The organism is Rheinheimera sediminis (assembly GCF_004005375.1).
Lineage (GTDB): Bacteria > Pseudomonadota > Gammaproteobacteria > Enterobacterales > Alteromonadaceae > Pararheinheimera.
The window spans coordinates 18,918-35,228 of record NZ_RZUF01000006.1; the positions used below are offsets into that span (position 1 = coordinate 18,918).

Genomic DNA, 16,311 nt, shown 5'->3' on the forward strand with positions numbered 1-16,311 from the left:
GGTTAAGCGAAAGCAATGGCACCTTTACCAACACCTTCGAAAGCTACCACTTTGACAGCATTAAGCTGATGTGACTCTTTTAATGTAGCCGCTATATACTCAGCCAAACATTCAACTGTTGTATCGCATGGCACTACCTCGCAGGTGCTCTCAGGCAAAGAAATCTCAAAGTAGCCCTGAGCTGAAGTGTATGCAAAATTCAAAGCTCCATTCTGAGCTTTCAAATACTTTAAAGCAGCGGCGTCTAACTTATCTTCAGCAGTCGCCAGATAAATATCTTCCCAACGCTCACTCCAATATTTTCCCAGCTTAGGTGATAACATGCCGTTGTCAAAAATCTGAATAGTAGAACGATGACCATGAGCAATACGTTGGCAGTTGCCATCATGCTTTTTCAGCCCATGAGTGTATTGGTAAGAGAAACCACTGACTTGTTCAGTACGCAGCTGTAGCACTAATTTAGCAACGTTCTCTGGCAACAAGGGCTTAATTTGTTCGGTTAAAAAATCTATCACTGAGGCCATGTCTACTTTATCGGATTGAATGACAGCAAAAGCTTCCGCCGGTGATGCAACTTGCAGTAGCCCTCTGGCACTATTGAACTGGACCTGCTCCACTTCACCGTGAATAATTTGCGTAGCGGTGCTCAAGGCAGGGATAGCTAATTTATGGTCTAACAGCTGATCTATGGCCTTTTTAATGACTTTTTTCACCAGACCAAAATCAAATACCATAGAAGCCTGATCAAGATCCCCATGCAACTCCACATCAACAATAAAACTTTCGCCTAACAAACCACGCTGTTGGCAAAGGTACGAAAAATCGATGACGGTTAGATCGCGGACAAATAAAATCATAAAATACTTCCGGATAGCGCTGTAACAGCAATAAGTGATGGCATTATAAAGCAATACGTTAAGGCCGTTAAGTTGGCTTCATTTTTTATGTTCAGTCAGCCAACCGTTCAGTAAACCTATTTGTCCAAGCTTGTGAGCTGCATACATCAAACGTATTGCATTGCTGAGCAACACACTGTCGTTCCAATCGGTTTTTTGCTGGATTTCCTGGTAACAGGCTAAAGCTTCGGGTGTTAAATAGCCCCGCAATTCTTTCTTACCGGAATCTTTTTGGCGCTCTCTGTAACGCTGTTGTTTTTCAGCATTAGAAATTCTTTTTTTTACTTGTTCCGTCATAATGCTTCTATCTTGAGTTGTTAATTTGATTTTGGACGCTTAGCTTGACTAATCGGACTTGTTAAGCTTACAAGTGTTCGCTAAAGTGGCCCAGCCTTGATGATGGATCTAACATACATGACTAAGAATAGCTTTACAAAACAAGATTTAGTGGCCTGTGGCCGTGGGGAATTATTTGGCGAAGGTAACAGCCAGTTACCTGTCGACAATATGCTGATGATTGACCGTATAGTTCACATTTCGGAAGAAGGTGGCAAATATGGCAAAGGGGAAATTGTCGCTGAATTTGATATTAACCCTGAATTATGGTTTTTTGATTGCCACTTTAAAGGAGACCCAGTGATGCCAGGTTGCTTAGGTTTAGATGCGATGTGGCAACTGGTCGGTTTCTTCCTGGGTTGGGCTGGTGGCCCAGGTAAGGGCCGTGCTTTAGGCGTAGGTGAAGTGAAATTTACCGGTCAAATTCTGCCTACTGCGAAAAAAGTGACTTACCGTATCGATATGACCCGCGTGATCAAACGCAAATTATTTATGGGCATAGCCGAAGGTTCTGTCAGTGTAGATGGTCGCGAGATCTATACAGCAAAAGAGCTGAAAGTAGGTTTATTCCAGGACACGTCTGCCTTCTGATGATGAGTTCTGATTAAAAAAACGGAGCTTCGGGCTCCGTTTTTTGTTTCTGAATTCATCAACACTTTTTAATCTCAATTATCTCGCCACGCTTCCAACGCTCCGCTACACTTTTTTTATTTCGTTTGTGATTGACAACAAGGAGAGCTTTTATGTCCGCAACAAACCCCGTAGGCTGGTTTGAGATCCCGGTGCTGGATATGGACCGTGCCTGTGCATTTTACGTTGCTGTTTTAGGCGTTGAATTTGACATGATGGAGATGGGGCCTAGTCTGATGGCCATGTTTAAATACGATCAGGCTGCGCCTGGTTGTGCCGGAGCTTTAGTCAAAGATCCTGATTATCAGCCCTCCACCACTGGGACTTTGGTGTATTTTGTTGTCGACGATGTAAATCAGCCTCTGGCTAAAGTAGTTACAGCCGGAGGTAGCCTGGTGATGGAAAAAATGCCGATAGGTGAACATGGCTTTATCGGAAGTTTTATTGATACTGAAGGCAATAAAGTCGCAGTGCATTCCATGCAATAACAACAGCTTAAAGCAAAAACAGGGGCTTCTATACCCCCTGTTTTGTAATCTGGTTTAAGCTGAACTCGGGATAATGAGTGTCGACTTTTTTCGATTTAATGAATTAAATCAACGAAGTAACATTGTTACGTTAAGCAACCAAAGTCTTTGCTGACTGATTGCACAGATTTTTGTGGATCTCAAGGCGCTTTGCCGTACGCCATAGCAAGCTATGGCTTGACGGAGCAACGTAGAGAGGCGCGAAAAGATGTCTATTCAGTGGCACGGCTTATCCCGAGTTCAGGTTGGTTTAGCTAAAACTCATTAAAGCCCGCCAAGTTTTTCCAGCAGCTTGTTTTTAAGCTTGTCTTTTTGTGTTTCAACCTTGTCTTTCAATTGAGTTTCAAACAAGGCTTTGGTATCCAATGAATACTTCGGCTCTTGTAGAGTACCACTGATTTTCAGGGGTATTTCCACACCAACCAGTTCGTCTTTTTCTTTACCGCCCTGACCTTTAGAGGTATTCACCAGCGCCGTAATTAATTGATAATCCAAAGCTTCTGTCAGCAAATTAGCAGAGCCTTTCCCAGCAAGACGTAATAAGGGTGCCGCCATTTTTAAATCAGGATTGGTTAGTAGCCCATCCGTCAGATTAAAACTGCCTGTTAAGCTGGAAAAATCAGTCTTTTGTTCTGTATTGTCCGTGCTTTGCGCTTCATTTTTTAAAGTGGCTTTGGCATTACGGATCATTTGCGCAATATTGACGCCATACAAAGAACCATCTGTGATTTCAAAGCTGCCATTGGCTAGCAGGTTTTTCTTGATTCGCTCTGGCAATAAACTCTGGCCTTTGCCCTCAATACTAAGTTTTGCTGTGCCACTTAATAAATCAATATCAGCTCCATCTATCAGCATACGACGCAGCGCCAAGCCGGACAGCTGTTGATTGAAGCTATAGCTGACAGGCGTTTTGCGAGCATCCAACGTGGCTTTGGCCACCACTTTGCCATCGTATAAATCTGCGCTGGCATTTTGAATTTGAACCAACCCTGCTTTATTGGTTAACGAAAGTTGCAGATTTTCCGTATGCAAGCCGCTCACTTTCAGAGTCTTGACTGCCAGTTTTAAATCCAGTTCAAACTGGCGCAACGCGGTTAAATCAGGTTCAGTGTTCGCCGCTACTTCGGCTTCTGTTGTCGAGGTGTTTTCCACCATATAAGCAGCTGCATCCACCTCATCCAACTTCAAGTCCAGTTTAACCACGGCTTGTTTAGCGTAATTCACTGCCAGTTGGCCAGAACCTCTGATGTCATCCAACTCAAGTTTCTGCCATTGCCAGTCAAGTTGTTTTGTATCCAATGCTAATTTTAAATCTGTCTCCAATACCAACTGCTTCAGAGGCAAGCCCTGAAACTCAGTATCCAACACAAAGTCTTTCAGCTGCACCAACTGATTGTTGTTACTCAGTTGCAACTGTGCTGAACCTTTCACACTCAACTGGGTTGGATCGGACTTAACCAGCAGTTCAAAATCCAGTGGAGCCCATTCATTAGCTTTAAAATCAGTTAAATTTAATGATTTCAGCGTTAAGCTTTGAGTCGGGCTGCCCTCGCTGATCATATTTAATTGCAGATTGCGAATGGACACATCTTCCAGTTGCAGTTGCTGTGAGGCCAGAGCCGTTGTTTCTGCCTGAGCAGAGACTGCAGCTTTGTCTGAAGTTAGGCCATCCATACTGGTTCTGCCATTTTTAGCAGTGACCAGATTGGCTGTCACACCGTCTAAATGCAGTTGCTGAATTTGCAGATCTTTATTCAGCAGTGGCATCAACGCCACTGCTGCCACCATTGTTGAGACTTCCAGCATTTGCTCCGGCACAAAACCTTCAGGATTGGATAAGGTGACATCAGAGAGCGACAGGCCCAAACTTGGATAAATAGTCCAGCCTATATCGCCTGAGATGTGCAGTTGTCGTCCTGTTTGTTGTTGAACCTTTTGGGTAATGCCTGCTTTAAAGTCATTTAAATCAAACAGAACCAGCAGATAAAATACCGTTATTGCGATAAGACCAACAAGGGCAGCCAGCAGCCATTTAAACCAATTCATATCCATTTTCCTTTGGGTCCTTTGTACTTTGGGTCAATCATAATTGAGCGACCTGAAAATAAAGCTGATCGATAGCATAGCCCAGTGGCATAAACCTTAGCTGAACTTGATGACTTTTAGTGGGAGTGTACAGGAGCAGGCTTTTGGCCTGCTCCAACAGCAACAGAATTAACTAGATCAACAACAACAGTTGCTGCAGCGGATGTTTAGGTTTAACGCCTTCGAAACGTTTCACCTGGCTGCGACAAGAGAAACCTGTCACCAATACCTGATCGGCTCCAGTGTTTTGTACGGGTTGCTGCCAACTCATTTCGTATAGTGTTTTGCTGTTATCAAAGTTCTGCGCTTCGTGACCATAAGTGCCGGCCATACCACAGCAGCCAACAGACAAAGCTTTAAGCTCCAATCCGGCTTTAGCATAAATCTGCTTCCATTGGTTTTCTGTCGATGGCAATGCCGTTTTTTCGGTGCAATGCGCAAGTAACCTAAAGCTCTGCTGCGTCTGTATAGCAGGTAATTCTTGCTTTATCAGCCATTCATGGAACAAAGCCACCTGATAGTCACCACGCTGCGAGCCTAGAGCTTTGACATATTCATCGCGGTACACCAGCACTAAAGAGGCGTCTAACCCCACCAGCGGTGCACCTAAAGCGGCCACCTGATTCAAAAAGTCCGAGGCTGTTTTCGCGGTTTTGGCAAAGTCACGTAAAAAGCCTTTGACATGCTGGGGCTTGCCATTCGGTAAAAATGGCAACAAGACAGGCCTGAACCCCAGCTTTGCTATCAGCTTCAGCGCATCAGCCACTAAATCAGCTTCGTAGAAGCTGGTGAAAGGATCCTGCACCACCAGCACTAACTTTTGCTTTTCATTCTCTGGCAAGGCTTGCAGAGCTGTTAAATCAAAGTGGTACTGGCCCTCAACCCTTTGTTTTAAGGTCGGTACTGATAATTGTGGTGTATCGACATAACCCACTGTCTTTTTCAGTAGTGTGGCCATCCAGCTTTGTTGCAGGAAAAAATTTACCAGTTTCGGCATGCTGGCAAGCAAAGGCGCTGAACGTTCAATGTTACCGACCAGATAATCTTTGGCCGGCCGTAAATAGCGACTATGGTACAGCTGAATAAAACGGGCACGGAAGGATGGCACATCTACTTTGATAGGACACTGGCCTGCACAGGCTTTGCAAGCCAGACAGCCTTCCATTGCCTCCATCACTTCATGGGAGAAATCATACTGGCCTTGTTTTTTCTGCCAGCTGTTTTTGATTTTGGCCACTAAACCCGATAGCGTCTGAAATTTATTCAACAGCTCTTGTTCTTGTGTTAATACATCTACGCCCTGATTACTCATTAAGCGCAGCCATTCGCGCATCAAGCCTGCACGGCCTTTTGGACTATGACGTCTGTCTTTGGTGACCTTGCTGGACGGGCACATGGGGGAATTTTCTTCGTAGTTAAAACAGAGGCCATTGCCGTTGCAATTTAAGCTGCTATCGAAACTTTCTTTTACTACAACAGGAATTTGCCTATCATAAAAACCACGTTTGACATCATCGACACTGACTAACTGTTCAGTACTGTCGATAGGCGTACAAATTTTGCCTGGATTGACTCGGTTGAATGGGTCAAACGCCGTTTTTATTTTACGAAGTTCGGTAAATAAAACCTCACCAAAAAATTCCGGGCCATATTCACTGCGATAGCCTTTGCCATGCTCGCCCCACATCAGGCCACCGTATTTAGCCGTCAGTTTAACCACTTGATCAGAGATAACGCGTAACTGATTTTCCTGCTCCGGGTCACACATATCCAAAGCCGGACGCACATGTAACACACCAGCATCAACATGACCAAACATACCATAGGCCAGACCGTGACTGTCGAGTAAAGCGCGGAATTCCATAATAAAATCAGCCAGATTTTCAGGAGGAACTGCGGTATCTTCGGTAAAAGGAATAGGCTTTTTACTGCCTTTGGCGTTGCCCAAAAGGCCCACCGCCTTTTTACGCATCGCGTAAATCTGGGTAATAGCCTTGTTGTCAAAAGTTAGCTGATAGCCAATAATGCCCGACTCGCCGTTTGCAACCGACTGTTGCAAGCGTGCCTCTAATTGCTGGACTTTTAGCGCCATATCCGCTTCGTCTTCAGCATTGTATTCAACCATATTCAGACCAAGCATAGTTTTGCCCGGTACATCTTCTATAAAGTCTTTGACCTGATGCCAAATGATATCGTTACGGGCTAAATCCAGCACTTTGCTGTCGACAGTCTCCACTGAGGTGGCCTGAGCAGCTACTAAAAATGGCGCATTCCTCAGCGCACTTTCAAAGCTGTCGTACTTTACATTGACCAGACATTTGTACTTGGCAATAGGCGTAATATTTAATTTGGCTTCGGTGACAAAACCCAAAGAGCCTTCAGAACCTGTGATAACACGGGATAAATCAAACTGAGTTAAATCCTCGTTAAACACATGCTCTAAGTCATAGCCTGTTAAAAAGCGGTTTAAACGCGGAAAGGTTTTTAGTATATCAGCACGGAAATCGCGGCAACTGGATAACACCTGACGATAAACACGGCCAATGCTGTCCTGACGCTCAGCCAACTGCTCTGCTTGCGCTGTTGGCATGGCATGAGTATGCAGCATTGTGCCATCAATCAAAACAGTATCAAGAGACAACAGGTGATCACTGGTTTTCCCATAGACCAAGGACCCTTGTCCAGAAGCATCAGTATTGATCATGCCACCTATAGTAGCCCGGTTTGAGGTAGATAAATCCGGTGAGAAGAAAAAACCATAAGGTTTTAAAAAGGCATTTAACTGATCTTTAATTACACCAGCCTGTACTCGAACCCAGCGTTCCTCGACATTAATGTCAATAATTTCACGCATATGGCGGGATAAATCCACCACTACAGCTGAAGTCAAAGCTTGACCATTGGTGCCGGTGCCACCACCGCGAGGGGTAAATTTGATGTCTCTGAAACTCACAGTCTGAGCCAAAGAACAAATGAGCTGCACATCAGCAGTATTTTTTGGCAGTAACACTGCTGCTGGCAACTGCTGATAAATACTATTGTCTGTGGCAACAGCTAAACGACTGGCATAACTGACTTCAATATCGCCAGCAAAACCAGCAGCTGTTAAAGCAGTAACATAAGCCTGAACTTGAGGATTGAGTGTTTCTGTCGCAGTTAACTTCGGGATCATAAGACGCACCAGATTTAGAACTGGACCGAGTATACCAAAGCGCAGGATAGATGGTCAGGACGTTGAAGAAAAATTACTAGTTTTCCAATGCCCTGATTTGCTTACATTAGTCTGAGGAAAACTTAGTGATCACTTTTACGCTCAAGTACTTCGCCTTCAATCACCCGGCCTGGACTTTCTGCAGCTCGACTTTGCTGCTGTCTTTGTTGGAAAAAAGACTTACCTTGTTTGCGCAACTGATGCCTCTTGTATAAAAATACCGGAATAAGTAACCAGCTGAGCAGTAGGACAAAAAGTAACACACCCATGGCAAACACCAGCATAATACCTGCAACCAGCCAAAGCAGAACACGGCTGAGGACACTGCCCTGCTGTTTCTGGCGGAATAACGCCTGCCACTGTTGGGCTTGCTGTTGATAATTCATTCAATGCTCTCTTTAAAACGCCAAACGGCTGTAAAAAACTAAATGGGGATACTAAAACCAAATTCCAATGCGGCGTCAGACTGCAAAGTGTAACAAAAAGTTCAGTCTGGGCTGTGAAATGCCATAACAGCAGTTAAAAAAAAAAAAAAAGCCCACTTAAGTGGGCTCTTTTGCAAGTGTGCTCATTTAATCCTGGCTGATTTTACAAGCATCCAGTTTCCAAACTCGCTCTACATAGTCCTCAATAGAGCGGTCTGAGGTGAATTTACCCATCAGAGCAGTATTCAATATGGCCTTCTTGGCCCAGCCAGACTGGTCACGATACCAAGATTCGACTTTTTCTTGCGCTTTAACATAGGATTGGAAATCGGCCAGTACTAAATACGGGTCACCACCTTCCAATAAGCTACGTTTGATCGCAGACAACTCACCTGGTTTACCCGGTGTAAAGTAGTCGGTTTCCAGCCAGTCCAGAATAGCTTTGATTTCAGTATCCTGATAATAGTAATCCCAGCTGTGATAGCCTTTGGCCTGCAACGCTTTTACTTCATCTACCGTCAAACCGAAGATTGAAATATTGTCAGGACCTACTTCCTCAGCGATCTCAATATTAGCGCCGTCCAGAGTACCAACAGTAATAGCACCATTTAGCGCCAACTTCATATTACCTGTACCTGAAGCTTCCTTACCTGCAGTCGAAATTTGTTCTGATACATCAGCAGCAGGGATCATTTTCTCAGCCAGCGTGACACGGTAGTTCGGCATAAACACTACTTTTAAACGGTTTTTAACCCGCTTATCATTGTTGATCTTCTCGGCCACTTTATTGATAGCGTAGATAATTTCCTTGGCAAGCTTGTAGCCCGGAGCGGCCTTAGCACCAAACAGGAATACCCGAGGCACCATGTCATAGTCTGGGTTTTGCAGAATACGACGGTATAAAGCCAAAATATGCAAAAGATTCAAGTGCTGGCGTTTGTATTCATGCAAACGTTTAATTTGAACATCAAAAATTGCATGAGGGTCAATACTGATGTTAGTCAGTTTTTTCACTACAGTAGCCAGATCAGCTTTGTTTTGCTGCTTGATGGCCATAAAAGCGTCCTGAATAGCAGGATCATCAGCAAAAGCGGCAAATTTTTCCAGCTGCTTTAAGTCCCGTGGCCACTCATCCCCTATAGTTTCGTCCAGTAATTTGGCTAACCGTGGGTTACAGGCTTTTAACCAACGACGCGGTGTGACACCGTTGGTCACGTTGGTAAATTTATCAGGCCATAAGGCAACCATTTCTGGGAATAAATCAGATTTCACTAACTCAGAGTGGATTTGCGCAACACCATTAACACGGAAAGAGCCTACTACAGACAGATGGCCCATACGCACCATTGGCTCGTGGCTCTCTTCGATGATAGAAAGTTTACGTTTTTTGTCGTTATCGCCAGGCCATAACACATCCACTTGCTCTACCAGGAACCGACGGTTTATTTCGTAAATAATTTCTAAATGGCGTGGTAACACTTTTTCAAACAACCGCACTGACCACTTTTCCAGAGCTTCTGGCAATAAGGTATGGTTGGTGTAAGCAAACACATGCTGGCAAATGTTCCAGGCATCGTCCCAGCCCATATCGGCGCGGTCGACCAAAATACGCATCAATTCAGGGATAGCAACTGCAGGGTGAGTGTCGTTGAGCTGGATCGCAACTTGTTGCGGAAATTTACTCCAGTCGTCACCATTCGCACGTTTATAACGACGAATAATATCTTTGAGTGAACAAGAGCAAAAGAAGTACTGCTGAATCAAACGTAACTCTTTGCCCGCGTCAGTTTCGTCGTTTGGATATAAAACTTTAGAAATAGTTTCAGCTTCAATATTCTGACGCGCAGCATCAATATAACCGCCTGAGTTAAACACATCCCAGTTGAAGAAGTCACTGGCCCGGCTCTCCCACAAACGCAACACATTGACAGAGCTACCCTGATAACCTACCACTGGAATGTCCCAGGGTACACCTTTGATAATACGGCCTGGGTGCCAGACTTTTTTCATTTTTCCTTGCAGGTCGTAAGTGGTCTCTACATAACCATACACAGAGATCTCTTGAATTGACTCAGGACGACAAATTTCCCATGGATTACCATATTCCCGCCAACTATCAGGTCGCTCGATCTGACGACCGTCAGAAAATTCCTGTTTAAATAAACCGTGTTCGTAGTGAATACCGTAACCAATGGCAGGAAAGTTCAAAGTAGCCATTGAATCGATAAAACAGGCAGCTAAACGGCCCAAACCACCGTTACCCAATGCCATGTCTTCTTCCTGATCTTCCAGATCAGCGATATTTAATCCCAGTTCAGCCAACGCCACTTTGGCAGCGTCGTACACACCGATGTTATGGAGGTTATTGCTGAACAAACGCCCCATCAGGTATTCAAGGCTGAAATAGTGCACTGCGCGAGTATTTTGTAGATAGTGCGTACGTTGCGTGTTTCGTAAACCGTCATAGACATATTCATTCACTGCAGCGCACGTAGCACGCCACCAAGCTTGAGGACTTGCTTTGTTGACATCAGTGCCAAGGCTGCCATGTAAATGTTTAATGATGCTGTTTTTTAATTCTTCCGTACTCGGAAGCGCTGCAATAGCTACAGAAGCTTTTGCCTTTGAAGTTGATTTTTTCATTGCCAATTCCCGGTTTAATATGCGGTGAGCCGCTTTTTTTATAACTGTAGTTGTAGAAAAATTACAAAAACAATGAGCAATAGTCAAGAATTAGCGAAAATAAAGCCTGTTATCGTAATTTTATTACAACAGGCTTACAAGCTGTTTCCGATGCTTAAATTGCTGCAAACACCGCGTCTACAAAGGCTTTAGCATCAGATTCAAGCTGAATTAAATGCTGTTGGTCAACAAAACTCTCTAAATAAATTTTGTAACTATTTTCTGTACCAGAAGGTCGTGCCGCAAACCAGCCATTTTTAGTCACCACTTTCACACCACCAATGCTAGCGTTGTTACCTGGCGCTTTTGTCAGCACTGCCAGTATCGGATCTCCGGCAAGTTCTGTTTGCACCACACTGCTGACATCAAGATTTTTTAACGCCGCTTTTTGCTCAGCGCTGGCTGCTGCATCCAAACGCCGATAAAGCGGTGAGCCAAACTCCTTGGTTAATGCCTGATACTGCTGATACGGATCCACGCCGGTTTTCGCCAGCATTTCTGCAGCCAGTAAACCCAGAATAAAACCGTCTTTATCGGTCGACCAAACGCTACCGTCAAAACGCAGGAAACTGGCGCCTGCACTTTCTTCGCCGCCAAACGCCACAGTACCTTTGTGCAGTCCATCGACAAACCATTTAAATCCAACAGGCACTTCGTAGACTTTACGTCCACGGCCTTCGGTCACTCTGTCAATCAAGGCCGAAGATACCAATGTTTTTCCTATAGCTAAGTCGGTTGACCATAAAGGTCTGTTGCTTAATAAATAGTTAATAGCCACAGCCAAGTAATGGTTTGGATTCATCAAGCCACCGCTTCTGGTCACTATGCCATGACGGTCAAAATCAGGATCGTTACCTATCGCTATATCAAACTGATCTTTGAGTTGGATTAGGTTTGCCATGGCATAAGCAGAGGAGCAGTCCATACGGATTTTTCCATCTTTATCCAAAGGCATAAAGCCAAAAGCCGGATCAACCCGGTCGTTAACCACAGTGATGTTCAGGCCATATGTTTTGGCAATCACGGGCCAAAAGGCTATACCAGAGCCTCCCAGAGGGTCGACACCAATTTTGACGCCTGCTTTGGCAATAGCTGCCATATCAATGACGTTAACTAAGTCATCGACATAAGGCTGCACATAGTCAATTTGAACACATAAAGGGGACGCGACTGCAGCTTCATAACTGAGTTTCAGCACACCGGCGAGTTGAGTAGCTAACAGCTCATTAGCACGCCTTTGAATCCAATCTGTCGCATCGGTATCGGCAGGTCCACCGTGAGGAGGGTTATATTTAATACCGCCATCTTCAGGTGGATTGTGTGACGGTGTAATAATCAGACCATCAGCTAAGTTTGAAGTGCGGTTTTTGTTGTAACCCAAAATAGCGTGTGATATCACAGGGGTAGGCGTAAAACCGCCCTGCTGTTGAACTCTGGTTTCAACACCATTGGCAATTAATACTTGCAACGCAGTGACAAAAGCAGCTTCAGACAAAGCGTGAGTATCTTTACCCAAAAACAATGGGCCGCTAAAACCCTGCTGCTGTCTATATTCGGCGACAGCCTGCACTATAGCCAGAATATGAGACTCATTGAAGGATTTGAGTAATGCTCCCCCTCGGTGGCCGGAGGTGCCAAAACTTACCTGCTGACTGGCAATAGCCACATCAGGATTCAGGCTGTAATAAGCAGCCATCAGTTGAGCTACATTTGGTAACATAGCGGCCGGAGCGGTTTGTCCTGCCAGCGGGTGTAACGACATAAAGCCTCCTTATAATAAATCGCGGATCCGTTCAACCTCAACAGAGCTATAGCCTAGTTTGCTGGCTACCTCCGTCAACATCATTTTTTTTCGTGTGGTATTAGAATTGGTAATCACCCAAAAGTCGGTATTTGGAATAGGTTTGGGATTGGTACTGCTTCCCGCCCCTAATAGAGAGGCTTCAGATTGGCCAAAATACAGTCTGTTGCGGCCTTTGATTTCCAGCACCTGAGCAAAATCGGATCTGTGCGCTCTGGAAAGAGCCGACAAGATAAACAAAAACCGCCCCACCACACTTTGCTCAGCAGATAAGTCCTGCGGGCTGATGAAATCAAAAACAGAAGCATTTTTTTCCACAGCTGCAGTTGTTACCTTTTTTGCAGGCGGTTGTGGCGATGGTTCAACTACCGCTTGTATTTCTGGTTTAGCTGCAGCTTTGGTGGCCGGTACACTAGGTTCTTGAGCTTCTGTCAAACGAACAATAAGCAGACGGCGCAGAATATCGGAGGCGCTTTCACCAATCTGTTGAGTCTGACTGGCGATAAATTGATAAAGATCGTCATCTATTTCGATGGTTTTCATGAAGTTATTCCGCGTTTTAGAAAATGAAGCCATTATATAAAGCGGCAGTCGCTGACGCCAGCCAGCAGTTTTGATACCATGCCACTCTGTTGTTACATCGAGTCGTTTAATCGGAAACAATAATGATATTACATACCGAGATCACAGGCCAAGGTCAAGCAATTGTATTGATCCATGGCCTTTTTGGCAGTTATGAGAACCTCGGCGTTATCGCCAGGGCTTTAGCCGGACAATGGCAGGTGATCAATCTGGACATGCGCAATCATGGTCGTTCTGACTGGCACGATAACATGTCCTATGCATTGATGGCAGAGGATATTAAAGATACTCTTGACCACTTGGGTTTGGATCAAGTGGTGCTATTAGGCCATTCTATGGGTGGCAAGGTCTCGATGGAATTTGCACTGCGCTACCCAGACAGAGTCAGTAAACTCATTCTGGCTGATATATCGCCAGTGCAAAACAGACCACGACATCTGGAAATTTTATCAGCGCTGGATGCTATTCATTTAACTAGTCTGCAAAACAGGCAAGAAGCTGATCAGCAACTGGCGTTAACGATTTCGGAAACTGGTGTGCGGCAGTTTCTGCTCAAAAGTTTATATAAAGAACAAAACCAGTTTCGTTGGCGCTTTAACCTCAAGGCCTTAATCGCCAATTATCTGCAATTATTAGACGCCCCACCGAGCAAGGGACCCTACCCTGGACCGACGCTTTTTATCAAAGGCTCAGAGTCAGACTACTTACTGCCAGAACACCAGAGTCTGATCACAACTCTGTTTCCTCAAAGCAAAGCAAAAGTCATTATGGGCACAGGACATTGGCTTCATGCCGAAAAACCCGTCGCTTTTGCGAAAATTGTCACAGACTTTTTATTGAGTGAGCACAATTAATTCCCAATAAAATTGTGCTATAGTGCGCGCAATTTTTGGGGGCTGTAGGTCATGATGAATATTGAGCAGTTTGAGACCTTGGGTCTGTTTCTGGGTGTAGGGGCCCTCTATCTGTTTATTGTGATGGCCATTTGGGATGTACTTAAAAAAAGTAACGCTCCTCGGTTTGGCAAAATTTTTGTGTGGTTAGTGCTGTTTTTATCACCAGCAGCTTTTTTAGCTAAAGTGATCTTTGAGTATTTTGTCGAATAAATGAGGTGCGCGACATGGCTAAAATAGCCACAGATCGCACAACAATAGATTTGTTTGCGCATGAAAAACGTCCCGGCAGGCCAAGGACCAATCCTTTGCCAAGGGAAGAACAGCTCAAGCTGAACAAGCGTAATCAAATCAAACGCGATCGAAGTAAAGGTTTAAAGCGTATAGAATGCAAGGTGTCAGAGCAGTTGTACGAACGACTCAGTTTGTCAGCAGAGCAAAAAAATATGACACGAAGTGCCTATATTGAATGGGTTTTAGAACAAGCGTTGACCGGGTAGAAGGCGAAAGTTATGGCAACTGTAGGTATATTTTTTGGAAGCGATACAGGTAACACTGAGCATATCGCAAAGATGATTCAAAAAGAGCTGGGCAAGCATCTGTTCGACGTCATGGATATTGCAAAAAGCACGAAAGAGCAAATTGCCAGTTATGATTTGTTGCTGTTAGGTATACCGACCTGGTATTACGGTGAAGCTCAATGTGATTGGGATGATTTTTTTCCAGAGCTGGAAAACATTGATTTCAACAATAAGCTTGTCGCTATTTTTGGCTGCGGTGACCAGGAAGATTACGCCGAGTATTTCCTCGATGCTATGGGCACTCTGCGTGACATTATTGAGCCAAAAGGCGCAATTTTGGTCGGCCAGTGGCCAACCAAAGGATACAATTTCGTGGCCTCTAAAGCACTGGCAGACAACGATCACTTTGTTGGCTTAGGCATAGACGAAGACCGTCAGCCTGAATTAACAGAACAACGAGTCAAACAGTGGTGTAAGCAGATTTATGATGAATTGAGCTTAAAAGAGCTGGAGAATCTATAATCCTGACATGGAGTCAGCTCCGATTGTGAACAGTTAACAATCAGAGCTGACCCATTTTATTCACCAGCATTCATGTGACTCCCTCTAAAGTAAAATAGTACAGCAAGGTTTAACTTAATGCTTCGCGGTACTTAGGTTTTTTACGAACATAGACCTTACGTTTTACCTCACACACCAATTCACCCTTAGAATCTTTGACATGTACCACAAAATCAGGAAAATATTTCTCTCCTGCTTCGGTTTGTTGTTTGATATGTTCAAGCTCGCTGTCTGTCAGTAAAAACTCAGCAATTAATTTGCCACGGCCGGGTGTAATGTAATTGATATCAGCCTGCTTATCCCAGACCATATACTCTTTACCCAAAGACCCCATTAGCATCAGCGGATAGATAGGGTCTGTCATCGCAAACATAGAACCACCAAATTGACTACTATTGATGTTACGAGTCCAGGGCCTGTTTTTTAGTTCTACTTTGCAATACCTGTAGTCCTGTGCCAGCTCCACAACTTTGATACCACTAAAAAAAAATGGTGGCCACAAATTTAATAAATGCCGCATCACGGCAGGATTAAACGCCCAACGCATAACAACCTCTGGTAAGACCTCTTTCTGAGGATTCTAACCCCTTGTTTGGGCTTTGTCTTCGTTTTGCACGTATTAAGTGGCAGATTTAGAGGTTGCTTCTGTTGGTAATGGCCTTATAATCATTTGAAATTCAAGAAAGAGTAGAAGAGTCCATGTCAGATCATAATACCGAATTACGTAAAGCAGGCCTTAAGGTCACACTGCCACGAGTGAAGATCCTCGATATTTTGCAGGACCCAAATCATCAGCATATCAGTGCAGAAGATGTGTATAAGATTTTGCTCGAATTGGGTGAAGATATTGGTCTTGCTACTGTGTACAGGGTGTTAAACCAATTTGATGATGCAGGTATTGTCACACGTCATCATTTCGAAGGTGGTAAGTCTGTATTTGAATTAAGCCGTATTGATCACCATGATCACTTGGTCTGCTTGAACTGCGGTAAAGTGATCGAGTTTGAAGACGACGATATAGAGCGCAAACAGCTCGAAATTTCTGAAAAAAATGGGATCAAACTTACACACCACAGTTTGTATCTGTACGGTGAGTGCGTGGATAAAAAGTCCTGCGAAGAGACCCGCAATACCAAATAAAACTGTGAATTTCTTTATAAA

The 16,311-nt window shown here is 44.3% G+C and carries 16 protein-coding genes; 7 read left to right on the forward strand and 9 right to left on the reverse strand.

Annotated elements, in window-relative coordinates; all coding sequences use genetic code 11:
• Positions 1-2: 2 nt before the first annotated feature.
• Both EMM73_RS05155 and EMM73_RS05160 read right to left on the reverse strand, forming a co-directional pair.
• A complete protein-coding gene (locus tag EMM73_RS05155; RefSeq protein WP_127685390.1) occupies positions 3-857 on the reverse strand; it encodes a 6-carboxytetrahydropterin synthase in 855 nt (284 codons plus the stop codon).
• Between the two features lie 78 nt (positions 858-935).
• On the reverse strand, positions 936-1,193 hold the full coding sequence (locus EMM73_RS05160) for a hypothetical protein (protein WP_127685391.1): 258 nt from the start codon (positions 1,191-1,193) through the stop codon (positions 936-938).
• Positions 1,194-1,310: 117 nt separating this feature from the next.
• Between EMM73_RS05160 and fabA the strand changes: the two genes are divergently transcribed.
• Together fabA and EMM73_RS05170 are read left to right on the forward strand one after the other, a co-directional pair.
• On the forward strand, positions 1,311-1,823 hold the full coding sequence (gene fabA, locus EMM73_RS05165) for a 3-hydroxyacyl-[acyl-carrier-protein] dehydratase FabA (RefSeq protein ID WP_127685392.1): 513 nt from the start codon (positions 1,311-1,313) through the stop codon (positions 1,821-1,823).
• A 152-nt stretch (positions 1,824-1,975) separates the two neighbouring features.
• Positions 1,976-2,350, forward strand: a complete 375-nt coding sequence (locus tag EMM73_RS05170; protein ID WP_127685393.1) for a VOC family protein — start codon at positions 1,976-1,978, stop codon at positions 2,348-2,350.
• Between the two features lie 303 nt (positions 2,351-2,653).
• Here the strand turns inward: EMM73_RS05170 and EMM73_RS05175 are convergent, their stop codons facing one another.
• The 6 genes from EMM73_RS05175 to seqA form a co-directional block, all read right to left on the reverse strand.
• Positions 2,654-4,435 (reverse strand): AsmA family protein, encoded by a 1,782-nt coding sequence (locus tag EMM73_RS05175; RefSeq protein WP_127685394.1) that lies wholly within the window; start codon positions 4,433-4,435, stop codon positions 2,654-2,656.
• 172 nt (positions 4,436-4,607) lie between these two features.
• A complete protein-coding gene (gene ydiJ / locus EMM73_RS05180) occupies positions 4,608-7,646 on the reverse strand; it encodes a D-2-hydroxyglutarate dehydrogenase YdiJ (protein ID WP_127685395.1) in 3,039 nt (1,012 codons plus the stop codon).
• Positions 7,647-7,768: 122 nt separating this feature from the next.
• Positions 7,769-8,071: a hypothetical protein gene (locus EMM73_RS05185; RefSeq protein WP_127685396.1), complete on the reverse strand. Its 303-nt coding sequence runs from the start codon at positions 8,069-8,071 to the stop codon at positions 7,769-7,771.
• 186 nt (positions 8,072-8,257) lie between these two features.
• Positions 8,258-10,753: a glycogen/starch/alpha-glucan phosphorylase gene (locus tag EMM73_RS05190; RefSeq protein ID WP_127685397.1), complete on the reverse strand. Its 2,496-nt coding sequence runs from the start codon at positions 10,751-10,753 to the stop codon at positions 8,258-8,260.
• Between the two features lie 154 nt (positions 10,754-10,907).
• A complete protein-coding gene (pgm, locus tag EMM73_RS05195; protein WP_127685398.1) occupies positions 10,908-12,554 on the reverse strand; it encodes a phosphoglucomutase (alpha-D-glucose-1,6-bisphosphate-dependent) in 1,647 nt (548 codons plus the stop codon).
• Between the two features lie 9 nt (positions 12,555-12,563).
• Complete coding sequence (seqA, locus tag EMM73_RS05200; protein ID WP_127685399.1) at positions 12,564-13,136, reverse strand: replication initiation negative regulator SeqA; 573 nt, start codon at positions 13,134-13,136, stop codon at positions 12,564-12,566.
• A 122-nt stretch (positions 13,137-13,258) separates the two neighbouring features.
• Between seqA and EMM73_RS05205 the strand changes: the two genes are divergently transcribed.
• From EMM73_RS05205 to fldA, 4 genes are read left to right on the forward strand one after another with little or no spacing between them, the layout of a single operon-like run.
• Positions 13,259-14,029: an alpha/beta fold hydrolase gene (locus EMM73_RS05205; protein WP_127685400.1), complete on the forward strand. Its 771-nt coding sequence runs from the start codon at positions 13,259-13,261 to the stop codon at positions 14,027-14,029.
• A 51-nt stretch (positions 14,030-14,080) separates the two neighbouring features.
• Positions 14,081-14,281, forward strand: a complete 201-nt coding sequence (locus EMM73_RS05210; protein WP_261373333.1) for a DUF2788 domain-containing protein — start codon at positions 14,081-14,083, stop codon at positions 14,279-14,281.
• 14 nt (positions 14,282-14,295) lie between these two features.
• The gene (gene ybfE / locus EMM73_RS05215) at positions 14,296-14,568 is read left to right on the forward strand and encodes a LexA regulated protein (protein ID WP_127685401.1); all 273 of its coding nucleotides are present in this window, start codon (positions 14,296-14,298) and stop codon (positions 14,566-14,568) included.
• 12 nt (positions 14,569-14,580) lie between these two features.
• Positions 14,581-15,111, forward strand: a complete 531-nt coding sequence (gene fldA, locus EMM73_RS05220) for a flavodoxin FldA (RefSeq protein WP_127685402.1) — start codon at positions 14,581-14,583, stop codon at positions 15,109-15,111.
• 109 nt (positions 15,112-15,220) lie between these two features.
• Here the strand turns inward: fldA and EMM73_RS05225 are convergent, their stop codons facing one another.
• The gene (locus EMM73_RS05225; protein ID WP_127685403.1) at positions 15,221-15,697 is read right to left on the reverse strand and encodes a DUF4442 domain-containing protein; all 477 of its coding nucleotides are present in this window, start codon (positions 15,695-15,697) and stop codon (positions 15,221-15,223) included.
• Positions 15,698-15,849: 152 nt separating this feature from the next.
• On the opposite strand from EMM73_RS05225, the gene fur reads away from it, so the two are divergent.
• Positions 15,850-16,290, forward strand: coding sequence for a ferric iron uptake transcriptional regulator (gene fur / locus EMM73_RS05230; RefSeq protein WP_127685404.1), 441 nt, complete (start codon positions 15,850-15,852; stop codon positions 16,288-16,290).
• Positions 16,291-16,311 lie beyond the last annotated feature (21 nt).